This window comes from Pauljensenia sp. UMB9872, assembly GCF_030212665.1.
In the GTDB taxonomy this organism is placed as follows: Bacteria; Actinomycetota; Actinomycetes; order Actinomycetales; family Actinomycetaceae; genus Pauljensenia; species Pauljensenia turicensis_B.
The window spans coordinates 108,038-128,671 of sequence record NZ_JASOER010000001.1; the positions used below are offsets into that span (position 1 = coordinate 108,038).

Sequence of the window (20,634 nt, forward strand, 5' to 3'; positions counted from 1 at the left end):
CCACCCCGGGGGCCCCTGTCCTCTCCCCCCGCTATTTTTGACCCCCCATTGTGTGTTTGACCTGCGTTTTCGTCGTGAAAATGGGACAAAATGCATGATCGTGTCAGGATTAGGGGCCTTTTTAAAGCGGGCATGAGTCCTGGTGAAATTGCTCTGCATATCGGGTGCTCGCGGTCGAGCGTGTATCGCGCTCTGGATGATGGTGCGCGTCTTTCGTATTCGAGACCGACCTTGTATGACCGGTTTGGGTATCGAGTTGATGAACTGCTCGCGCTGTATCCGCAGATGGATTGCGTTGCTTTGAAATATCAGTCGCGGTGGCCGGGTTCTCTTCGGCAATTGGAACGCGAGGTCGCTAAACGGCGAAGCGCAAGTGCTGAATCTTCAGTTATCCGTTTAAGGCAGAAATGGAGCTTATCTGATGGTGAAAATTCCCGAGACGCTTGAAGCGCTCGCGGTTGATATTGATTCTGTTCGCCCGTTCGAGTCGAATCCTCGTCGTGGTGATGTGGAGGCTATTGCGGAGTCGCTTCGTGTGAATGGTCAGTATCGTCCGATCGTTGCTAATAAGCGGACGGGTGAGATTCTGGCCGGAAACCATACGTGGCAAGCCGCCAAATCGTTGGGCTGGTCGCGAATTGCTGTCTCGTGGGTGGATGTTGATGACGAGACCGCTTCTCGTATTGTGCTGGTTGACAACCGACTGAACGATTTGGCGGATTATGACGATGAAGCGTTGAAATTGCTTCTGGCTGGGCTCGAGGATTATTCGGGCACGGGATATGACGCTGATTATGTGGCTGACCTGCTGGGTTTAGATGAGCCGGTTGCGTTAACGGATGTTGATGAAGCGCCCGAAATTGACGAAAAGCAGATTATCTCAAAGCAGGGTGATGTCTGGCACCTGGGGTCTTCGCTCCTACTGGTGGGTGACTCGACTGATTTGGAGCGTCTGCTCGAAGTGATGGGTGAGGAGCGCGCCGATTGCGTGTGGACTGATCCGCCCTACGGGGTGAATTATGAAGGTGTTGCCGGAGCGATCATGAATGATTCTTCGGAAGATTTGCCTGCACTGCTCGATGGTGCCTTCAAGACGGTTGTCGCTGCCACGAAGCCTGGCGCTGCGGTCTATGTCGCCTATAGTGAAAAAGAGAACGTGCTGTTCCATTCGATGATGAGCAAGGCTGGGATTCTTGTTCGTCAGCACCTCGTCTGGGTGAAGAACACATTGGTCTTGGGGCGGTCGGATTACCAGTACCGCCACGAGCCGATCTTTGCAGGTGAAATCCCCGAAGCGGGCGAAGTCCTGCGCCATGAAGGCATATGCTACGGGTTCACTCCCGGAGGGGCAGGAAGGCTCGGGCGCGGGGGCTCTCACTGGTTCGGCGACAACTCGCAGACCACGGTCTTCGAAATTCCGAAGCCACCTCGCAACCCAGATCATCCGACCATGAAACCAGTTGAACTCATTACTGCGATGCTAAAGAATTCCCTCCCAAAGGGCGGGCTTGTCCTCGACCTCTTTGGCGGTTCAGGCTCAACACTGATCGCAGCGCATCACCTGCGCTCGCGGGCTGTTTTGGTCGAACTGGATGAAAAGTATGCTGACGCCATTTGTCGTCGGTGGCAGGCGCATACGGGGATTATGCCGGTGTTGGATTCGACGGGCGAGACGGTTGATTTTTGCTCTGTTGAATCGGGGGGGTAGCGTCTGACGCGGTGAATGTTGGAAGGTTAGCGCAGTGAGTGTTGCATCGAAGGTTGTCGAGCTTCGCAGGGCTGGGTTGGATTTTCCTGCTATCGCGGAAACGTTGCGTTTGCCTGATGTTGCTGCTGCGCGCGAGATGTATGCGCAGTCGCTGGATTTGACTGTCGAAGCGGAGCTGAATCAAGAGCTACTGCTGTCCGAGATCGACCGAGTAGATCGCCTGCATCGGGCACTGTGGCCAAAAGCAATGAAAGGCGATACGCAGTCAGTTGACCGGCTGATGAAGCTATCGGCGCGACGCGTGGGATTGGTTTCAGAGCTGGAACGGGCAACTCAAAAACGCTTAAAAACCGCAGAAACACGCGGAAATATGGTAGAATATGAGGGTAATGAAGACCCTCGCGATGCGCGAACATCCGAGGGCGTGACCGACTACAGAGGAGTCGATGTGTTACAGCATACCTCGCATATTCGTCCGACCCGAAAAGTTCGAGCGCGTTTGAGTAAAGTTGCCAACGCCCGCGATACGATCAAGGGCTTCGATCATGGCATGGACGTGTGTGGGCTGACGTATGGCCAGTTCTCGCTTTTGGATTTAATCGACGCGGCGTTGGAGATTACTGGCCCGGCTGATGTTGTTGTGTGCACCTGGTCTGCTGGCTTTTACGATGTTGAAGCGGCCGAGCGTTTCCGTGATTCGGGGCGTTTGAAGTCGATCAGGTTCATCATGGATTCGGCTGGCAAACGTGGGCAGGCGAGCGTCGGGGACGTGGGTGAGATTTTTGGCAGGGATTGCGTTCGTGCAACTCGGACGCACGCGAAGTTCGCTCTGATCACAAATGATGAGTGGAATGTTGTGATCACGTCGTCGATGAATCTGAATTTGAACCCGCGTTGCGAGCAATTCGAAATGACCGATGATGCTGATCGTGCGCAGGTTTTCGTCGAGTTCACAAATACGGTCTTTGACGAGCTTCCAGCTGGGGATACGTGTGATCGGACGCTGCCAACTTTGGAGGGAATGGCGTCGGTGAAGCCGAATCTTGGCTTTGCTTTCGGCAATGGTATTAAGACTGGCCGCTGGGGCGACTGAACCTGTTTTTGAGCCGCGCGGCCTTCACTTGAAAAAAGAGGAGTGTGGGTCGCGTGGCGAAGAAGAAACGCAGAGTGAAAACGGAGGTGGTCCTGCCTCCTGCCCCTGAGCGCTTATCTGATGGGGCAAAGAAAGCCTGGGACGAGATCGTTGCTCAGCATGGGGGGCATGCTGACCGGATCGTTGGCCCGTTGCTTGAAGAGTTTTGCGAAGCGTTGGCGTTGTCGCGCGAAGCTCACGCGCGCGTCGAGGCTGAGGGCATGATTGTCGCTGACACAAAGGGATTCCCGATTGATCATCCGGCTCTCGCGATTGGAGCGAAAGCAGAGCGCGTAATCGAACGGTTGGCACCTCGGTTTGCTCCGCCGGTTGATCGTCGCCGCTATGGGTATTTGACGGGTAAGACCTTGGCTTCGGTTCAAGCCGCTGGGCTGAACAAGATCGATGAGTATCAGGCCGTGATCGCTTCGGTGATGACGTATGCGCTGATTATCGACAATGCTCAACTCGCAGGCGTTGATGCTTTGCAAAAGACCGCGTTCGGCCCGTTGCAGTCGTATATGGCTGGGTTGGAAAAGTTGGGGATTACTCCGAAGGTTTCTGCGGTCCCGGATGTTGTCGAAGATGGGGAAGAATCTTCGAATGCGTCTGTCTCTTCGATCGATGGGTGGATTAGCAGCAAAGGAGCGTGATCGTGCGTGCCGGATGTTGTGTATAAGGGGAAAACTCAACCGCGTATTTGGACGAAGCCGTTGCGTAAACTCACGGCTGAAACGTCGCGCGGTTTCGAGGTCATTGATTTTGCTCGCGAGGTCTTAAAGATCGAGCTGTATCCGTGGCAACAATGGTTATTAATTCATGCGCTGGAAATTTTAGAGGACGGTGCATACAGGTTCCGTCAGGTGATCGTGTTGGTCGCTCGCCAAAACGGGAAGAGTCTGCTCGCGTCGGTGTTGGCCGCGTGGTGGCTGTACGTGGATTCGCGCCGGTTCGCGGCGAGGGTTCCTCCTGTGACGTTCAAGATTATTGGGACGGCGCAGAATTTGGATATTGCTCGCGAGGTCTGGTCTTCGGTTCGTGCGTGGTCGAATTATGAGCCGGAGTCGATCGAAGAAGAGAAGCTGGTTATCCCGATGTTGGCCGCGTCGTGCAAAAAGATCAACACGGCGAATGACAACGTGCGAATCACTGGCGGGAATCTTGCCCATTATGAGATTAAGGCGTTGAAGTCGGCGCGTGGTAAGCCTGCTGCGCGCGTGATTATGGACGAGATTCGCGAGCAGACGAATTGGACGGCCTGGAATGCAGTTACCCATACGTCTCGGTCGTTTTGGTCGCACCAGTTGTGGGGTATTTCGAACGCGGGGGACGCGAAGTCGGTGGTGTTGAAAGCCCGGCGGGATCATATAAAGAAAATGGTCGAAGACTGGGACACCTACGTGGGCGCGGGGTTGGTTGAACTAGAAGCGTATGCGAACGACCCGACGCATGATATGTCGCTCGGCCTGTTTGAGTGGTCTGCACCCGATGGGTGCGCGATGGACGATGTCGAGGCGATCTTGCAGGCAAACCCGTCGATTGGGTTTGGTGAGATCACGGTCGCGCAATGTATTTCTGAGGCTCATGCGTCGGAAACGAATGAGGCCGGGTATCGAACTGAGGTCTTGTGCCAGTGGGTCGAAGCAAAAACAGAGCCGTATCTTTCTCCCTTGCTTTATGAGCAGGTGATCGTTGATTCGCTCGATGTTCGCAAGATGATTGAGCCGGGGGCTCGCACCGTATGGGGTATCGACACGTCGATTAGTCGTGCGGTCACATATATTGCGGCCGCCGTGATGACAACGGAAGGCAAGCCGTTCGTTCAGCTCTGGGAGCAGAAAGCGGGAATGCTCTGGGTGGTCGATTATATGAAGGACTTGGTTGCTAAGTCTGGAATGAATGAGATCGCTTTGCAAACCAAGGGGTGCCCGGCGATGGAGTTTGCGCCTCAATTTGAAGACCTGGGTTTCATGGTGCACCGCGTTGATGGTGGGTTGATTGGTTCTGCGACGGGCAGGTTTAAAGACCGTGTGCGCGACAAGGACATTGTGATGGTTGATCAGCCTGCCTTGCGTCTTGCCTTCGAGGGCGGGTTGACCGCGATGTATGCCGAAAATGAAGCTTGGTCTCGCAGAAAGTCGCTGACAGATGTAGCTCCAGCAATCGCTGTCACACTCGCTTTATACGGGTTGGAAACGACCGACCCAGTCGAACCGATCGGCGACCCGCCTTCGCCTGCCGTGGTCAAACTCGACCCCGACACAGTTAACGCTTCGGGTTTGGTCAATCTTGCAACTGTTCACTTCTAAATAAGCCTATGAAATGGGGGGAGTGCGTGTGACCCGTGAAATCGGATTCCAAACAAACGGCCTATGGGGCTGGGGAGATATTGAAGCCGATGTGGCTGAGTCGAATCCTGAACTCCAATGGCCTCACTCGATTGAGGTCTACGACAAAATGCGCAGAGAAGAAGCGCAGATCGCTTCTGTACTTCGCGCCGTCATGCTCCCAATCCGCTCAGCGAATTGGCATATCGAACCGGGGGCGGCGCGTCCCGAAGTCGTTGAGTTCGTTTCTCGCGACTTGGGGATTCCCGTCCGTGGTCAGTCAATCTCACGCCCTCTGCGCTCGCGGGGGCGTTTTTCGTGGGCGGAACATGTTCGACTCGCGTTGCTTGAACTTGTGTTTGGACACGCGTTTTTCGAGCAGGTGTATGAGGTTCGCGATGATGGGTTGGCTCATTTGTCGAAGCTGGCTTATCGGCCACCTCGAACGATCTCGAAGTTGAATGTTGCTCGCGACGGTGGATTGTTGTCGATCGAGCAACAGGCGGGTGATCGTTCGGCGCGTATCCCGATTAATCGCTTGGTCGTGTATGTCAACGAGCGCGAAGGGTCGAACTGGGTAGGCACGTCGCTACTTCGAGCAGCGTATAAGAACTGGCTTCTAAAGGATCGGCTTTTGCGCGCCCAGTCATTGACCGTCGAGCGCAACGGGTTAGGTGTTCCCGTGTATACGGGGGCTGAGCCTCCGAAGAATGCTCAACTTGAAGAATTGCGTCAATGGAACGCAAAGGAACAAGAATCTGGTTTGCTCGTAGCCACCTCGTTTAGGGCAGGCTCTGATGCAGGCGCTGCAATCCCTCATTCAGCCTCTTTGGACTTAAAGGGCGTATCGGGGTCCATTCCCGATACAGAAGGGCCAATCCGCTATCACGATGAGCAAATCGCTCGCTCGGTTCTCGCTCACTTCCTCAACCTCGGAACCGAAACCGGATCGTGGGCATTGGGGTCAACGTTCGCGGATTTCTTCGCACAATCCCTGAACGCGGTTGCAGGCCAGATTCAAGACATCGCTAACCAGCACGTCGTTGAAGACCTCGTCGATCTGAATTGGGGAAAAACAGAACCAGCTCCCGTTTTGGGCGTCGATGAGATCGGCAAAGAACACCCCGTCACCGCCGAAGCGATCCGCGCCTTGGTTGAAGCTGGTGTCCTCGTCGCTGATGACATGCTCGAAACACACGTCCGTGGCTTATACGGGCTCCCACTGGTGGATAAGGAAAGCGCTCGCGGTTGTGCGGGTGAGGAAGGAGGTGTGGGGTGAATTCGTTTCTTGCTCATATTGACCGCCCGAAGGTTGAGGGTGGGTTGAGCGTTGCTGATGTTTACATTTACGACGCGATTTCTTCGTCCCGTTGGGATGATGGTGTGAGCGCGAAGGCGTTTGCGCGTGAGATCAATGCTTTGGATGTTGATGAGTTGCGTGTGTTCGTGAATTCTCCCGGCGGTGATGCGTGGGAGGGTTTGGCGATTATGAATGCTCTTCGTCGCCATAAGGCGTTTGTGACCGCAACGGTTGACGCGTTGGCGGCGTCTGCTGCGTCTGTGATTGTGATGGGCGCGAATCGTGTGGTGATGAATTCGAGCGCTGAACTGATGATCCATGACCCGTGGACGTTCGCTGAGGGCAACGCGGGAGACTTGGAGAAAACGGTCGAGGCGCTAAACAAGTTGGCTGATTCGTATGCGACTGCGTATGCGAATCGTGCGGGTGGAACTGTTGAAGGCTGGCGTGAGGTGATGCGCGCTGAAACGTGGTTTTCGGCTGAAGAAGCTGTTATCGCAGGGTTGGCTGACGAGTGGGTGGACGCTGTTGCGGCGGCCGCGTCAGCGCAGGCGTTTGATTTGTCTGCTTTTAAGTACAAGGGGCGGGCTGATGCGCCTGCTCCGAAGAAAGGACTTCTGGCGTCCGAGCCAGAGGGAACATCAATTTCCATTGAGGAGGAACATCTGATGAGTGAATTGTCCGATGGTATCCGTCAGCGGCTCGGGATCGCCGATTCCGTGGTCGATGACGCTGAGATTCTTGCCGCGCTTGATGAGCGTCTGGCAGGTGAGCAGGCTTCGTCGAAGCCTGTTATCCCAGAAGGGATGCGTTTGGTTGAGGCCGGTGTTCTCGACCAGATGCGGGCCGATGCTGCGAAGGGTCGTGAAGCTTTCGCGATTATGGAGGCGAAGCGTCGTGACGAAATCGTCGCGAAGGCTGTTGCTGAGGGTCGTATCACGCCGGCGTCGAAGGAGCGTATGCGTGCCCTGCTCGATTCTGATGAAGAATCGACTCTTGCTCTGATTGAGTCGCTGGTTCCGAATACGGTTCCGGTCGGTGAAGTAGGTATCGGTGAAGAGAGCGAACCAAAGTCTGCAGCCGATAAAGCGTATGAAGCCGCGTGGGGTCCCCGCGCTGAAAAGGAGGCGTGAGCAATGTCTGAATACCTGCCGAAGTTCCCGCAAGGTCAGGCGATGACCTTTGCCGTCAAGAGTGCTGTCGAGGGCGGTCAGCTAGTCGAAATCGTTGAGGCTAATGCTGTTGGTCCTGCTGGAGCAGATTCTGCGAAGGTCGTGGGCGTTGCCGGTTTTGATGCCGGGGTTGGTCAGATGGTGACCGTCTATGCAGGTGGCGTCCAGCGTGTGAAAGCTGCGGGTGCTGTGACTGCTGGTGCGAAGGTGTACGCCGCCGCTGAGGGGCAGGTGCAAGCCTCGGGCACGAATGCTTTGGGTCTTGCGCTCAATGCCGTGGCTAAGACCGGTGAAATCGTCGAAGTTCTGATCTGAAAGGAGAACGCTGATGCCTAATTTTATTTACCCGAACACCGTTCAAGAAGGGGCACTCACTGCTGAGCAGGTTCACCTTCTCTTGTCGCATCCGGAACTGATCGCGAAGCGTCTGGCTGATCTGACGCAGATGCGTTTCATCTCTGATTTCCTTCTGTCTGGTCGTTATACGGCGACCGGCGGTGGAATTTTCTACGAGACGGGCGAGCAAATCTTCGCTTCTGATTCTGCTGAGGCAATCGCTCCGGGCGCTGAATATCCGATGACGGTGATGACTGCGGGCGAGATTCAGGCAGCGAAGACCGTCAAGTGGGGTCGCGCGACCTCTTTGACGGATGAGCTGATCGCGCAGGAAGGCGCGGGCGCTCTCAACAAGCGCGTGCTTCGCCTGTCGAACACGATTATCGCCGATGTTGATGCTGTTTCGATGTCTGCGATCACCTCGAAGGTAACGAGCACCGAGAAGTCGGAAGCGTGGACAAGTGGCGGGGCGATCGTTGAGGTTCTCGGTCGTGTTGCTGCTGCTCGCGCTGAGCTTGGCACGGGCATTGACCTACAGACGATCGTCTTGAACGCGGCCCAGCACGCGAAGGTCATGGGAATGCTTTTGAACGCCGGTCTTCTCTCGCGCGAAAACGACAACCCTGTCAAGACCGGGATGCCGGTCGATGTCCTTGGCTACACCTGGGCAACTACCCCGTGGTACAAGGGCAGCGATCCGCTTTTCGTTGACCGTGAAAACCTTGGTGGCATGGCTGATCAGAAGGGGATTTCACCGGACTATTCTTCTGCAACCGGCTCGAATATCGAGGTGCGTGTGATCCGTAAGGATTCGGATAAGTACGACATTCAGGCCCGTCGTATTACCGTTCCGGTCGTTATGGAACCGCAGGCGGGTGTGAAGATTACTGGAACCGGCCTCTGATGGGTGTCGCACGCGTGAGTGGCCCTTTGGCCATTGTGAAGATGAAAGACGGCAGTGAGCAATACTGCTATGCGGGCGCGTTCATCAACACTGACGAAGTGGACGAGGATTCGCTGAAGAACCTTGTGAAGGTGAAGATCGTTGCCCTCATCGACGATGAACCGATCACACCCAAACCGGAATCGGAAGAAAAACAGGCTGAACCCGAACCCGAAGCCAAATCGGAGCCGGTCAAGCCTACTGGTCGTGGCCGCGCGGGTAAAACCAAGTAGCCACCGAATCGTGAGGGAGGTGGGGCGATGACGATCAACGCAGAACAGATCAGCGTGGGAGACATCGATCTTGCAAAGCGCGTTCTCGCCTATGCTCGCAACGTTATCGCCCCACGTCTGGACGAAATCGACGGCGAAGCATTAGAAGACGCAATCGCGATCCTGAAAGGGGTCGTCAAAGAAGCAACGGCTCGAGGCGCTCGCGGTATTGTCTCGCAATCGGTAGGCACAGCACGGGTTTCCTATGGGAGCGAGTCGTCGTGTTTTTCGGATGATGATCGCCAAGCGCTCGCGGTCTTGGCGGGCGTGGGTGCTGATATGGCTGTGGGGCATCCTGTGGGTGATTTCCCGAAGCATTCCCGTGTGCTTCGTCGGGTGTTCTCGGAAGGGGTGTGATGTGGAGTTTTCGGAGCGTTTCGAGCGTTTGCGTCAGGTTCTTGTGCCATCTGCGACGAATCCTGATCGGATGGTGAAGTCGGCTGATTTTGGTGAGCCGGTGGAGTTTTTCGGGTTTTTGGATTCGCAGTCTTCGGTGGAGTCCTCGTCGGTCGGGCGTGAGCAGGTGCAGGTTTCTGCGACCTTGTTTGTCTCGGATTTGAGCGTGGATATTCGGCGGGGTGATCGGATTCGTTCGGGGGAGCGTTTGTGGAAGGTCTTGGGTTTTCCGCCTGCTCCGATGAATCCGTTTACCGGCTGGAGGCCGTATCGGGAAATTCGTTTAGCTGAGGTGGTGGGCTGATATGGGGAAGTGGGTGAATTTTAATCAGAAGTATTTCGATGAAATTCTCCGTAGTGCTGGAGTGGAGGGGCTGACGAAGAAGACGGCTGAACGGGCTTTTGAAATTGCGTATAAAGAGGCGCCGTTTAGGACGGGCGAATATCAGGGCAAGCTCGAGCTTGGTACGAAAGAAGCGAAGTATCGTCGGGTGTATCAGGTTGAAGGTCATGCGCGGCATACGTTGCGTGTTGAAGCGCGAACTGGTCATTTGGCGCGGTCGCTGCGCAAAGCGAGGCAATCATGATGCTCAAGCCGCCTGATGTGGAGACCTGGGCAACAAGCTACTTACGTTCTGAGTTGGTTGGTCTTGGTCGTGATGCGGAGGTGGATGTTCGTCAGCCCGATGACGCGGCGTTCCCTCTGTCTCGTCCACTGGTTGTGATTCGTGTAGATGCGGGTGGGAAGGTTACGCCGGTGACTTTCGATTGCCAGCTTGGCGTTTCCGTTTTGGCGGGTTCGCGTCAGGATGATTCGCTGGCGCGCGCGCTCGCGAACGATGTTTTTGCGCTTTTGTCGGATCGCGAGGTGATTTTTGCTCCAAATTCGCCGGTTGTCAGCATCGACGATGGGGGGTGTATGTTCCCTGAAGCGGTCGATGATGAACTGGACGTTTCGAGGAGGTATATGACGATCTCGTGGGATGTCGTAGGCACTTTTTAGGGTGCCGTTTCCTATATCCGTTCAATTATTTCTGAATAGTTTTCAAGCCCTCTAGCGCAGTTGTCGCGCGCTGGAGGGCTTTCGCATGAAAGGAGCCTCTTGAGATGAGTGGCTTGTACGATTCGACAACGAATTTTGATCTGAACTCAGTCGGCGTCCCCGTTACCGGTATCGCAGCGTTTTGTTTGGCTGTCACAGCTGAGAATGTCATTAAAGATACTGACTTGGGCGGGCCCTCGTTGGCTTTGCCTGCCGGGTACCTGCGTCTTGGTTTGTATAAGGAAGACGGTGGCGTTGAAGAAGGCCGGGATGACGAGGATGCGACTTCGTTCTTCCAAGAGGGAGAAAAACTCGCGGGCGCGTCAACTCAGACCGTTTCCATTGGTCTGGCTGAAGACAACGTCAACGTCAATCGCCTCATCGATGGTAAGGAAGCGGACGAGAACGGCGTCATTTATGTTGATTCTTCTCTGCCTGACGCGAAGTTCCTTCTCTTCATCGCAACGCGCTACAAGAACGGGTTTGAACTTCGTCGCAATGGCGTAGCCCGAATCCAGTCCGTCGAAGTGGACCAAGAAGAACGTGGAAGCGTTAAGGCGAAGAAGGTGACCTTCGAATGGGTGCCCGACGCTCTGTTCAATAACGCTCCCTACAAGAAGTGGCTGGGCGTTCCCGGTGGCATCACGGTTCAGCTGGACCAGCAGACAGCGTCGGTCGCGGTATCGAAGACAATTGTCCTGCATGCGACCGTGACCCCCTCGAACGGGCAAACAGTTGTCTGGACATCATCTGACCCGCTGACCGCGAAGGTTGAGAACGGCACGGTGACCGGCGTGAAGGCTGGTGGGCCGGTGACGATCACCGCCTCCGTCGGAAAGCAGAAGGCGACCTGCAAGGTGACGGTGCAGAGCTGATCGCCTGCCTTTGAAGACTGCTCTGGCAGGGGAACCAACGCACGGCCACGTAGGCCACCTGTTCAACATCTCGCAGGGTTGCCCTGCCAGAGCCTTTTCATCTACTCGAATAGTGAAGGATACGAAGTATGACCTCAAAAACTAAGAACACTCTCGCGGTTGAAGAATACGACTTTGAAGGGTGGACGGACGAAGCTGAAAACGCTGCTCTCGCGGTCTTGGCGGGCGAGAATTCGATTCAGTATGTGATTTCAGAGAATCGGTTCTTTGTTGGCCGGTTTAAAGATGGTCGCATTATTAAAACTCCGTTGGTGTTGAGCGTGAATCTGCTTGAAGCGGTGACGGGGTTCGAGGATCAATCTGATGTTGAGCAGATTAAGCATCTAATGGAGCTGCTCGGCAAGGATGAGGATTTGGAATATCTGAATCAAGCAGACATTTTCTCGGCTATCGATTACGCGCAAAAGTATTTCTCGATGTTCGAAAAGATTACCCGTTTAACGATGGGGGAATCTTTGAGCTGATCGCCCTATACCGTGAGCACCCCGTTTCTTTGCCTGCGTCGCTACGTAAAGAATTCGGGGTCTCGTGGTTTCAGGCCGGTCAGCCGGATTTGCCGTGGCGTGAAATCCACGCCCTTGTGATCGCGTGTCTTCGCGATCAATCGACCGCGTTGGGAGCCGAATGTGCGGGATTTGACTACCCGGCTTCGTGGCCCGAAATCTACACCTTGCAAACGCTCGTGGGCCCTGATTCTCAGGTGCTCCCCTTTGACAGGGAAAAAGCCGTGAAGCCGATTGAAGTGGTGACCGACGCGGAGGTCGCTGAAGCGCTCGAAAGTCTGAATGAGTCGATTGTGTTTGCGAGCGAATGAAATCTGAATAAAGGAGAAGGTGAGTCCTGATGTCGTCCGAAGTTGGTAGAGGGCATATTTCGATTTTCCCCGTGATGACGGGGTTTAAATCAAAGGTATCCCGTGAAATGAAAACGACGGGCGAAGACGGGGCGAAGGGCTTCAAAAAAGCCTTCGCATCAAGCGGGGCTGGTGCTGCGATTGGTCGCCTCCTAGGACGAGAAAGCAAGAAAGCGTTTTCCGCTGAAACAGCAGGTCTAGCAAACAGCGCGGGTTTTAAAAAACTGAAGAGCGAATACGTGGATTCAGTTCGCGCACTATCAAAGGCCCGTTTGAAGCAACAGGACGAAGCAGGTCGCGTTCGCATTGCTGAAGCGCGTTTGAACGAAGTCCTCGCAAAAGCGCCAGCTGATTCGGCGCGCGCCATTGCCGCCTCAGAACGGTTGGCAGCCGCTCGCAGACGTGAAGCGCTCGCGGTTGAAGCGGTGAATGAGGCCAGCAAACGCATGAAAGACGCGAAGTCCGTTGTGGAAGCGCTGACGAATACGTCTGAAGCGTCGGCTGGTCTTGTTGCTCGCCTTCACCAGGTGAAGAAGAGCTTTGCCGAGGGCAAGAAAGAAGGGCATGACGCGACGGTCGAAACGACCAGCCTTGCACGCGTGATCGGACGATTGACGACTACTTCGATTATTCCTGCAGTGGATTCGATGAAATCGTTTGTGACCCAAATGCGAGGAAGCGCGAAGAACGCGATCATCTCGTCAACAGCGTTTGGGAAGCTGTCGGATGTGGTTACGCCGATCCAATCAAAGTTCCTATCTTTGGGCGCATCAGTTGCGAACGTCTCGTCAACAGCATTTGGGAAGCTGTCGAATGTGCTTACGCCGATCCGTTCGAAATTCCTTTCTTTGGCCGCATCAGCCGCGATCGGCGCTCGCGGGCTGGGCGTGGAGTTTATGAACAAGCTGGGACCTTTTGCTCCATTTGTTCGTGATCTGGGTCCAAGAATGGCGTCGGGCATGACGTCGGGCATGGGTTTGCTCCGCGATGCTGCGTCTACGGGTATGCGGGGCGTTGTTGGGGCTGTGACCTCAATGGCTGGGAAGATGCGGGACACGATCGCGCAGGCCGGAAAAGCAGCGGCGGGGCTTGTTAAGGGTGCGTTGGTCGCCGCGTCTGCCGCTATTGCCGCGAATGTGGGGGGAGCGATTTCTCGCGTCGATACGCTGAACAATTTCCCGAAGGTCATGGTGAATCTCGGATACACCTCCGATGAAGCGTCTGCGTCGTTGAAGCGTCTGGATGAGGGTATTCAAGGTCTGCCGATAACGTTGGATGATATTGCAAGTACGACGCAACGCATAGCTCCTCTCACGGATAGTTTGGGTGAGGCGACCGAGCTGTCGTTGGCATTAACTAACGCGCTCCTTGCCGGTGGCAAGGGCGGGGCTGAAGCGTCGCGTGCGATGACCCAATACACGCAGATGTTGGGCAAGGGGTCGGTTGACCTGATGTCATGGCGAACTTTGCAGGAAGTTATGCCAGGACAGCTGAACCAGATCGCTAAAGCATTGTTGGGGCCGACTGCGAATTCTCAGGCGCTTTATGATGCGATGCAGTCGGGTGCGGTGTCGTTTGATGATTTCAATAATGCGATCTTGAAGCTGAATTCTGAAGGTCTTGAGGGGTATGCGTCGTTTGCTGACCAGGCGAAGGACGCGACCGACGGTATCGGCACAGCTCTGACGAATGTTGGGACTGCGATTAAGCGCAATAACGCGAAGATCATTCAAGCGATCGGCGCAGATAAGATTCACGCGGTCTTTGAGAGCATTAAATCGATTATTGATTCGGTGGGTTCGAAAATCGCGGGAGTTATTAGCGCATTTTCTTCCGGTGACCTTGGAGGGTTTACGGGGAGACTGAGCGCTTTGGCTCCTGTGATCGGCGGGGTTCTTGGCGCATTAGGCCCACTGTTGGCAAAGCTCTCATACTTGAGCGGAGTCTTCGGCGGCTTGAGTGGGCCTGTCGGACTACTGGTTGGCGCGTTCGCTGGGTTGATTTCAGCAAGCCCCGGTTTGCAATCCGCATTGGGCGGTTTGCTGGACGGGGTTCTGGGGTCGCTGAGCGAGGTCGCAAGTTCGTTGGCACCGGTGTTCTCCGTGCTTCTGACAACAGTCGGTGAAGCTATGGGTGTGATCGGCGATTCGATTGGGCAGGCGCTTGTTGCGTTGACTCCGATTCTCGAGCAGCTGATCAGTGGTGTTGGCGGATTCATCGGCGAACTGTTGCCGTTGCTGATTCCATTGATTACGCAAATCGGTCAAGTGATCGCCGATTCAATGCCTGTTCTGGTGCAGATTGTTCAGGCGATCATGCCACCAATCATGGCATTAGCGCAGGCGTTGGCCCCGGTTCTCTTGCAGATTGTCGGCGCAATCGTGCAACTCGTTCAAGGCGCGTTGCAGTTGATTACACCGCTTTTACAGTTGATAAGCGTGATACTGCCACCACTGCTGTCTCTATTCACCGCAATTTTGACTCCAGTCATTGCTTTCGCTTCAGCGATCATTAGCTCGCTCATGCCCGCGATCACGGGACTTATGACAATGATCCAAGGCCTGATTAACTTCGTCGTCGGAGTATTCACGGGCAACTGGAGCATGGCATGGTCGGGCGTCAAGCAAATGTTCAACGGCTTTGTTGACGGCATAAAGGGGCTTATCTCAGGCGCTTTACGTATTGCCTTCGAAAGTATCCCGAACATGATTATCGGCATCTTCTCCAACGCGGGCAGCTGGCTCCTCGATGCGGGAAGCAGAATTATTAGCGGTTTGATTAATGGCCTGACTAGCGCCATCGGTGGAGTAAAAGACACCCTGTTGGGATTAACCAGCTCCATCGCTGATTGGAAAGGCCCCAAAGAAGTAGACGATGTCCTACTCGTCGATGCAGGCCGTCGCATCATGGGAGGCTTCCGAAGGTCACTAGAAGCCGAACAAGAACCAATCAAACGCCAACTAAACAAATTCACGCGCGAAATCGGCAAAACGAACGCCCAACCCACCACATTCGGGAACACCAACAACACGCTCGCCGTCGGTCGATACCCGGAGACGATGATCCTCAAAGTCGGAGAACGCGAATTCAAAGCATTCCTCGAAGAAGAACAAGTCAGGGCACTTAACGGAATCTGAGCAGAAAAGGACTAAAACCACATGTTGAAAACATGGATCGCCACCCACACCGGCTTGCCATCGTTTTACTCGACAAGTGATATCGACATCGAAACCGAAAACGGGCGAATCCTCCACCGCGCCACCTCCACCAACCCCACTATCGTCTCGGACGCGCTCGCGGTTCCGGGCGAGGTGACGGTTTATCTGGTGGGCGGTCAGCGTGTGGAATTGGTTCGCCCGAATGCTTCGGATAAGCGTGGTGCGGTTGTGATGAATTCGAACGGGCTTAGTGCTTCGGGGGCGTTGCTGGTCGATAACTCGGATGAGACGGATTGGAAGTCTGATGTCGCGATTTCCGAGGTAGGGTACGCGCGGTGGTCCTTGCGTAAGAAGCCGATTTCTGGCAAGTCGAGAATTCTTGCGTTGAATGAAAAGGCTGCATTGGAGGTTGTGGGGGTTCTGGAGTCTGTTGGTCCGGTGTTTATTGGTCCGGCGGTTAAGACTGAGAACGTTCCTTTGAGATGCGTGATCGTGAATTCGGTATCGAGGTCGCGTGGACGTCTTGGCCGTGTCGTTTTTGACGTGTCATGGACTGAGAGTCTGCTCTCAGCTTCGGGTGCTATTCCCATTCTGAGGTGGGAGGACTGGGCGCATCTTGGGGCGGGGTGGCAGGAAACGACATATCTTGAGCTTCTCAGCCAGATTGCGGGTATGCCAGCATGAGAAGTGGACCTGATGTTGTTAACTTGCATTTTGCGGGTGTGGGTGTGCGTGTGAATTCGGTTCGTGGGCGTGAGGTTCTTGCTGTTGATATTCCGGTGTGGGATGTGAAGGTGGAGGTGCAGTCGAGTCGGGTTGTTCCGGGTCGTTTGACGTTGAAGGCACCTTTGGAGTTTTTGCCTGAGTCTGCTGTTTCGCCGTTGAATAATTACGGGCAACGCCTGCAAGTTTTCAGTATTATCGAGGACTCTTCGGGCGTCCGCTGGGAAACCGATTTAGGGTTCTGGCTGATCACGTCGTGGGATGAGGACGGGGACGCGGTTTCGGTGACCGCCCTTGATCTGATGCAGACCTTGGAGGAGGACCCGTTCGCGTGGGGGTCGTCTCCGGCCAGTGGCGCGCGCGTTTCTACCGAACTGCAAAGGCTCGCCGGGGCTTTGCCGGTTGTGTTGGACGCGGGAACGTTTGACGCTCCCGTCTCGCCGTTGTCGCAGTGGGGTACGAGTCGCACTGAAGCGATCCGTGACTTGTGCACGGCCAAGGGCTTGGAATACGCGGTAAAGGCTGACGGCTGTTTGCACGTGCGGGCAAAGCGCGACGGCCGCAAACCTGTTGCCGCGTATGCGGGCGATGACCTGCTGGTCGGGTTTAGTCGTGAGTCCACGCCGCGACGCGCGAACCGTTGGATCGTGACGGGCACGGGCGACGGGGATGCGAAACTATCGGCGACCGCTGTAAACGCGGTGTATCCGTTTGAGCCTGAAAACTATGGGTGGGTGACCGACCACCGGGAGTTTAGCGCTGCAACGTCTAGGGAGGCTTTGGGTAAGGCCGCGAAAACCTATATGGGTGAAGCGCTAAACCCGGTGCGCACGAGGTCGTTCGAGATCATATGCGACCCGCGTCTGGAGACGGGCGATGTGATTAGCGTTCACACGGGCGACTCTGATGTGACGGTCGGACGAGTGACCGCGTTATCGATCCCCTTAAGTGAGGTTGATTCTCGTATGCGTGTTGATGTTGAGGAGTTGCAATGGTGAAAAAGAGTCTGTGGTTGGACGTTGCCCCGAAGAAGGGGCAGGCTGTCGCCTCGCAGAACGCGACCGCCACGACCGGCAACGAGTCGGGCGGCTGGAACACGGGCACGGTGTTAGAGATTTACCCGGAGTCGCAGGCGGTGCGGGTTCGTATTCCCGCTTCGGCTCGCGAAGGCGAAGGCGTAGAGCAAACGGGGCCATCTGATGGTCTGGTGACTGCTGTTGGTGCGACGGTGGTTGTTTTGTTGGACGGGTCGGGCAGGATCACCCAGGTTGTGTCCCCGAACGTGATTCCCGATGGTGCGACCCCGGTGGCAACGGGCGTGGCTGGCACTCGCTTGTTGGAGGCTATGAGTGAAGCGAAAGAGGCTCAATCGCGGGCGGACGGCGTGCGGGCACGCGCCCAGGAGGCGTTTGATAAGGCTGAAGAGGCGAAGGCGAGCGTTGATGGGTTTGACGCGCGCATAGGAGCAGCCCAGTCTGACGCATCAAACGCGCTATCAAAGGCAACCGTCGTGGAGTCGTCGATGGGGAATGTGCAGGCTGAGGCTGATGAAGCCAAGCAGAAGGCGTTGAATGCTTTATCGGTTGCGCAAAACGCGCAAGAATCGGCGGACGGCGTGGACGCGAAAGCCTCTCAGGCACAATCGTTGGCGTCGTCAGCCCAAACTACGGCCTCTAAAGCGTTGTCAAAGGCTGCTTCTGCTGACGGGCGATACACGTCGGCAGATCACAATCCGCTGGGGTCAGAGGGGCAGGGTAAGCCTGTTGGCGCGTTGTGGGATGTTGTTTCGGGCGGGCTGATCGTTCGCCGCTTCACGTGGACTGGCGCATCTTGGCAACAGGTGAAAATCGGCGCGGACGCTATCGGTAAGGACGCGGTGACCGCCGAGGCGGTGTATGCGAGTAAGGAGATGTGGAGCAAGCTCGCCGTGTTCGACGAGGCCGTCATTGACAAGCTGGTCGCGCAGAATGCGGTTATCCCCGGAAGTATGATCGCTGAAACCCTTATCGGTAAGAAGATCGTTGGTTCGGATATTACGGTCGAGGAGATTATTTCGCAGGAAACCTTTCAGGTTCCGCTTAATAGCGTTGCTGGTTGGAAATTGAGCGACAAGTTCGTTCAATTGAGGCCTACCAGTGAAGGCTTGCTGTTGGAATTTAATCTAGAACGCCCAGTGTATGAGGCGTACTATTCTGCGTCTAAGGTTTTTCCTGAGAATACGTTGAACATGTTTGGGCGCTCGAATATCGTTGCCCATGTTTCTAAAGATCCTGGTGCCTACTTGATCCTCGATTACGTTGACTCTAAGGGCGTCGGAGGGATGGCTTCGTTTATTGGCGGTAATTCGTCTACAGAGTTGCCTCCGGATATTCGGATTACGCGCGTCCAGTTCGGTACTGAAGTCAAGAGCGGTGGTGTTGCTCGTCCTATTCGCCTGCGGTCGGTGTCGTTCACTTTCGGGCGCGTCAATGATAAAAAAATCCGTTTATATCGTGACGGGTCCGGTAAGCCGTTTATTGAGATGACTGGCGGCGCTTCGGTTGCCGCGCTTTCGCCCGATGAGTTGACGGTGCGAACAAAGCATGGTTCGGTGATTGGTTCGCAGTCGTGGCGAACTTTAGTGGCCCCGCCGGTCGCATACTGCAGGTGGGCTGGTAACACTCTCCCATATTCGACGCTCTCCGAAGGCGGCGAAAAAATGATGAGCCTTAGCCTATGTAAAGAAAAAGTCTTGCTCAACGGTTTCGCAGAATCAGCCGGATGGCTCATCGCGCCGTTGACCGGCTGGTATCAGATCACGGCGGTGACCGATTGGAGTTATACGTCCACTAAAGACGGGTGGGCGGTATCGACGGGCATGAGAAGAAAATCTTTAGACCGCGTCAATTGGGATGCTGACCCGTCGGATACGCGCAGTTTCCAAGCCAACGTGAATATCCGCCCTACTGCTGTCGGGTTGATGAAATTAACGAAGGGCGAAAGTTTTGCCCCGGCTTTTTGGCAGAACACCGGAACATGGTGCCCAACCGGAACATCGTTCATTAGTGTCCAATACGTGGCAAGCGCATGAGAGGGGCGTTTATGAAACTGGAAGAAATTGATTTCAGTGAATTGTCCGACGATGAATTGAATGGGTTGTTTGACCTGTTTATGGAAGCGTTCAGGATAAGACACCAGAAGCGCGACGCTGAACAACAGGCGAAGCTCGCCGCCGAAGCCTACGCCGAAGCGGTGAAGGAAGAACCACCCCGCGTACTAGAAGACCTGAAACATACCGACGTGGTCGGCCCGTCTGGTCGCGTTTTGATTGACGGGAAAGTGTGGAAGAACGTCTCGGGGACGTGGTTGAGTCCGTTTACGGCTGGCCCCGACCAGTACCCGCAAGGGTGGGCGCGCGACGACCTTACGGGCGAGGAAAAAACTGCGCCCGCGTGGCGGGCTGGCGTGGAATACAAGACCGGCGATGAAGCCACCTTTGAAAACACGGTTTTTAAGTGTATTCAGGCGCACACGTCACAAGCAGGGTGGGAGCCCTCTAATGTGCCCGCGTTGTGGGCAAGAAAGTAAGAAGGGAGCCGAATAGGTGAGCAGTCAACATTGGAACGGTGCGACGATCCCGACGGCTGGTGACCCGCTTTTGGAAGCGTGGCCAGCGTTCGCCGATAGCGTGGGGACAATCGCGAAGGCAGAATCCGTCGCGTCAGCGCGGGCGATGCTGGATCGGGCTCAAACAACCGGGCACGCACCCACCACAAGCAGACCCGCGTATTTCGATATTGGCGGTATCTTGTACCGTTCGGACGGGGCAAAAACAGGCGGCGCGTGGGTGTTGTCGGTGATGAACGAAAACCAGACACTCACCGCCGGAGCCGTTAGCGGACTACAGTCGAGAACCTCAGTCGGTGGCGGCGGTTGGGTGAAAGTATCCGAACTCCAGATCCCGGTCAAACCCTACGCGCGCTCTTTTATCGCATTCGGGAACTGCTGGGCGCGCGTCCGGTCAGGCGAAGCAGACCTTGAACTGTACCCGGACAACACGGCGAAGAGCACGTCGTTTAAGAGCCGGTTCCATGATTCAGGCGACGCGAACGGTTTCGTGGTCGGCTATGGGACTATCCGCGCTGGAGAACAGCGCACGGTCGGCCTGTACGTATATGCGGCCACGGCGCTGTCGATTGACTTGTCGTCGGATTCCTGGACTCAGCTCACGGTTCAACTCTCGCCATCGACTGTTGTCTAAACAAAGAGACGCACCCCCTTTTTTTTCTTGCCCTGCGCCCGGTTGGCGTGGGGTTTTCTTATACCCAAAAACTCAAGTGAGGAGAAACCATGGGCAG

22 protein-coding genes are annotated in these 20,634 nt (G+C 55.3%); all 22 read left to right on the top strand.

The window, feature by feature from the left end; translation table 11 throughout:
- Positions 1–421: 421 nt before the first annotated feature.
- The 22 genes from QP109_RS00505 to QP109_RS00610 all read left to right on the top strand — a co-directional run bounded on the left by QP109_RS00505 (position 422) and on the right by QP109_RS00610 (position 20,537).
- On the top strand, positions 422–1,708 hold the full coding sequence (locus QP109_RS00505; RefSeq protein ID WP_285022606.1) for a DNA methyltransferase: 1,287 nt from the start codon (positions 422–424) through the stop codon (positions 1,706–1,708).
- A 34-nt stretch (positions 1,709–1,742) separates the two neighbouring features.
- Complete coding sequence (locus QP109_RS00510; RefSeq protein WP_195225716.1) at positions 1,743–2,801, top strand: hypothetical protein; 1,059 nt, start codon at positions 1,743–1,745, stop codon at positions 2,799–2,801.
- A 53-nt stretch (positions 2,802–2,854) separates the two neighbouring features.
- Positions 2,855–3,493: a P27 family phage terminase small subunit gene (locus QP109_RS00515; protein ID WP_285022608.1), complete on the top strand. Its 639-nt coding sequence runs from the start codon at positions 2,855–2,857 to the stop codon at positions 3,491–3,493.
- Positions 3,494–3,499: 6 nt separating this feature from the next.
- Complete coding sequence (locus QP109_RS00520; RefSeq protein ID WP_285022610.1) at positions 3,500–5,149, top strand: terminase large subunit domain-containing protein; 1,650 nt, start codon at positions 3,500–3,502, stop codon at positions 5,147–5,149.
- 28 nt (positions 5,150–5,177) lie between these two features.
- Positions 5,178–6,446, top strand: a complete 1,269-nt coding sequence (locus QP109_RS00525; RefSeq protein ID WP_285022612.1) for a phage portal protein family protein — start codon at positions 5,178–5,180, stop codon at positions 6,444–6,446.
- Positions 6,443–7,600, top strand: coding sequence for a head maturation protease, ClpP-related (locus tag QP109_RS00530; protein ID WP_285022614.1), 1,158 nt, complete (start codon positions 6,443–6,445; stop codon positions 7,598–7,600). The genes QP109_RS00525 and QP109_RS00530 overlap by 4 nt, the downstream gene beginning before the upstream one ends.
- 3 nt (positions 7,601–7,603) lie before the next feature.
- A complete protein-coding gene (locus QP109_RS00535) occupies positions 7,604–7,954 on the top strand; it encodes a DUF2190 family protein (protein WP_195225711.1) in 351 nt (116 codons plus the stop codon).
- Between the two features lie 13 nt (positions 7,955–7,967).
- Positions 7,968–8,879 carry a phage major capsid protein gene (locus tag QP109_RS00540; protein WP_195225710.1) on the top strand — a complete coding sequence of 304 codons (912 nt, stop codon included), beginning with the start codon at positions 7,968–7,970 and terminating at the stop codon, positions 8,877–8,879.
- Positions 8,880–8,893: 14 nt separating this feature from the next.
- Complete coding sequence (locus QP109_RS00545; protein ID WP_195225709.1) at positions 8,894–9,151, top strand: hypothetical protein; 258 nt, start codon at positions 8,894–8,896, stop codon at positions 9,149–9,151.
- A 27-nt stretch (positions 9,152–9,178) separates the two neighbouring features.
- The gene (locus QP109_RS00550) at positions 9,179–9,547 is read left to right on the top strand and encodes a hypothetical protein (protein ID WP_195225708.1); all 369 of its coding nucleotides are present in this window, start codon (positions 9,179–9,181) and stop codon (positions 9,545–9,547) included.
- Position 9,548: 1 nt separating this feature from the next.
- Positions 9,549–9,890, top strand: coding sequence for a hypothetical protein (locus QP109_RS00555; protein WP_195225707.1), 342 nt, complete (start codon positions 9,549–9,551; stop codon positions 9,888–9,890).
- Position 9,891: 1 nt separating this feature from the next.
- On the top strand, positions 9,892–10,173 hold the full coding sequence (locus QP109_RS00560; RefSeq protein WP_195225706.1) for a response regulator: 282 nt from the start codon (positions 9,892–9,894) through the stop codon (positions 10,171–10,173).
- Positions 10,170–10,589 carry a hypothetical protein gene (locus QP109_RS00565; protein WP_285022615.1) on the top strand — a complete coding sequence of 140 codons (420 nt, stop codon included), beginning with the start codon at positions 10,170–10,172 and terminating at the stop codon, positions 10,587–10,589. Before QP109_RS00560 ends, QP109_RS00565 begins: the two co-directional genes overlap by 4 nt.
- 104 nt (positions 10,590–10,693) lie before the next feature.
- Complete coding sequence (locus tag QP109_RS00570) at positions 10,694–11,503, top strand: Ig-like domain-containing protein (protein WP_285022616.1); 810 nt, start codon at positions 10,694–10,696, stop codon at positions 11,501–11,503.
- A 128-nt stretch (positions 11,504–11,631) separates the two neighbouring features.
- On the top strand, positions 11,632–12,027 hold the full coding sequence (locus QP109_RS00575) for a hypothetical protein (RefSeq protein WP_285022624.1): 396 nt from the start codon (positions 11,632–11,634) through the stop codon (positions 12,025–12,027).
- A 29-nt stretch (positions 12,028–12,056) separates the two neighbouring features.
- A complete protein-coding gene (locus QP109_RS00580) occupies positions 12,057–12,377 on the top strand; it encodes a hypothetical protein (RefSeq protein ID WP_285022625.1) in 321 nt (106 codons plus the stop codon).
- A 29-nt stretch (positions 12,378–12,406) separates the two neighbouring features.
- Positions 12,407–15,553: a tape measure protein gene (locus tag QP109_RS00585; RefSeq protein ID WP_285022626.1), complete on the top strand. Its 3,147-nt coding sequence runs from the start codon at positions 12,407–12,409 to the stop codon at positions 15,551–15,553.
- A gap of 21 nt (positions 15,554–15,574) precedes the next feature.
- The gene (locus tag QP109_RS00590; protein ID WP_285022627.1) at positions 15,575–16,258 is read left to right on the top strand and encodes a hypothetical protein; all 684 of its coding nucleotides are present in this window, start codon (positions 15,575–15,577) and stop codon (positions 16,256–16,258) included.
- A gap of 50 nt (positions 16,259–16,308) precedes the next feature.
- Positions 16,309–17,295 carry a hypothetical protein gene (locus QP109_RS00595; RefSeq protein ID WP_285022628.1) on the top strand — a complete coding sequence of 329 codons (987 nt, stop codon included), beginning with the start codon at positions 16,309–16,311 and terminating at the stop codon, positions 17,293–17,295.
- Complete coding sequence (locus QP109_RS00600) at positions 17,289–19,367, top strand: hypothetical protein (RefSeq protein WP_285022629.1); 2,079 nt, start codon at positions 17,289–17,291, stop codon at positions 19,365–19,367. The genes QP109_RS00595 and QP109_RS00600 overlap by 7 nt, the downstream gene beginning before the upstream one ends.
- A gap of 11 nt (positions 19,368–19,378) precedes the next feature.
- On the top strand, positions 19,379–19,864 hold the full coding sequence (locus tag QP109_RS00605; RefSeq protein ID WP_285022631.1) for a carbohydrate-binding protein: 486 nt from the start codon (positions 19,379–19,381) through the stop codon (positions 19,862–19,864).
- A 16-nt stretch (positions 19,865–19,880) separates the two neighbouring features.
- Positions 19,881–20,537 carry a hypothetical protein gene (locus QP109_RS00610; protein WP_285022632.1) on the top strand — a complete coding sequence of 219 codons (657 nt, stop codon included), beginning with the start codon at positions 19,881–19,883 and terminating at the stop codon, positions 20,535–20,537.
- Positions 20,538–20,634: the final 97 nt, after the last annotated feature.

Excerpts from the sequence above, each read along its gene's own strand:
- QP109_RS00505 (WP_285022606.1), top strand. The coding sequence starts at position 422 with ATGGTGAAAATTCCCGAGACGCTTGAAGCGCTCGCGGTTGATATTGAT.
- QP109_RS00535 (WP_195225711.1), top strand. The coding sequence starts at position 7,604 with ATGTCTGAATACCTGCCGAAGTTCCCGCAAGGTCAGGCGATGACCTTT.
- QP109_RS00540 (WP_195225710.1), top strand. The coding sequence starts at position 7,968 with ATGCCTAATTTTATTTACCCGAACACCGTTCAAGAAGGGGCACTCACT.
- QP109_RS00550 (WP_195225708.1), top strand. The coding sequence starts at position 9,179 with ATGACGATCAACGCAGAACAGATCAGCGTGGGAGACATCGATCTTGCA.
- QP109_RS00560 (WP_195225706.1), top strand. The coding sequence starts at position 9,892 with ATGGGGAAGTGGGTGAATTTTAATCAGAAGTATTTCGATGAAATTCTC.
- QP109_RS00565 (WP_285022615.1), top strand. The coding sequence starts at position 10,170 with ATGATGCTCAAGCCGCCTGATGTGGAGACCTGGGCAACAAGCTACTTA.
- QP109_RS00570 (WP_285022616.1), top strand. The coding sequence starts at position 10,694 with ATGAGTGGCTTGTACGATTCGACAACGAATTTTGATCTGAACTCAGTC.
- QP109_RS00575 (WP_285022624.1), top strand. The coding sequence starts at position 11,632 with ATGACCTCAAAAACTAAGAACACTCTCGCGGTTGAAGAATACGACTTT.
- QP109_RS00585 (WP_285022626.1), top strand. The coding sequence starts at position 12,407 with ATGTCGTCCGAAGTTGGTAGAGGGCATATTTCGATTTTCCCCGTGATG.
- QP109_RS00590 (WP_285022627.1), top strand. The coding sequence starts at position 15,575 with ATGTTGAAAACATGGATCGCCACCCACACCGGCTTGCCATCGTTTTAC.
- QP109_RS00600 (WP_285022629.1), top strand. The coding sequence starts at position 17,289 with ATGGTGAAAAAGAGTCTGTGGTTGGACGTTGCCCCGAAGAAGGGGCAG.
- QP109_RS00605 (WP_285022631.1), top strand. The coding sequence starts at position 19,379 with ATGAAACTGGAAGAAATTGATTTCAGTGAATTGTCCGACGATGAATTG.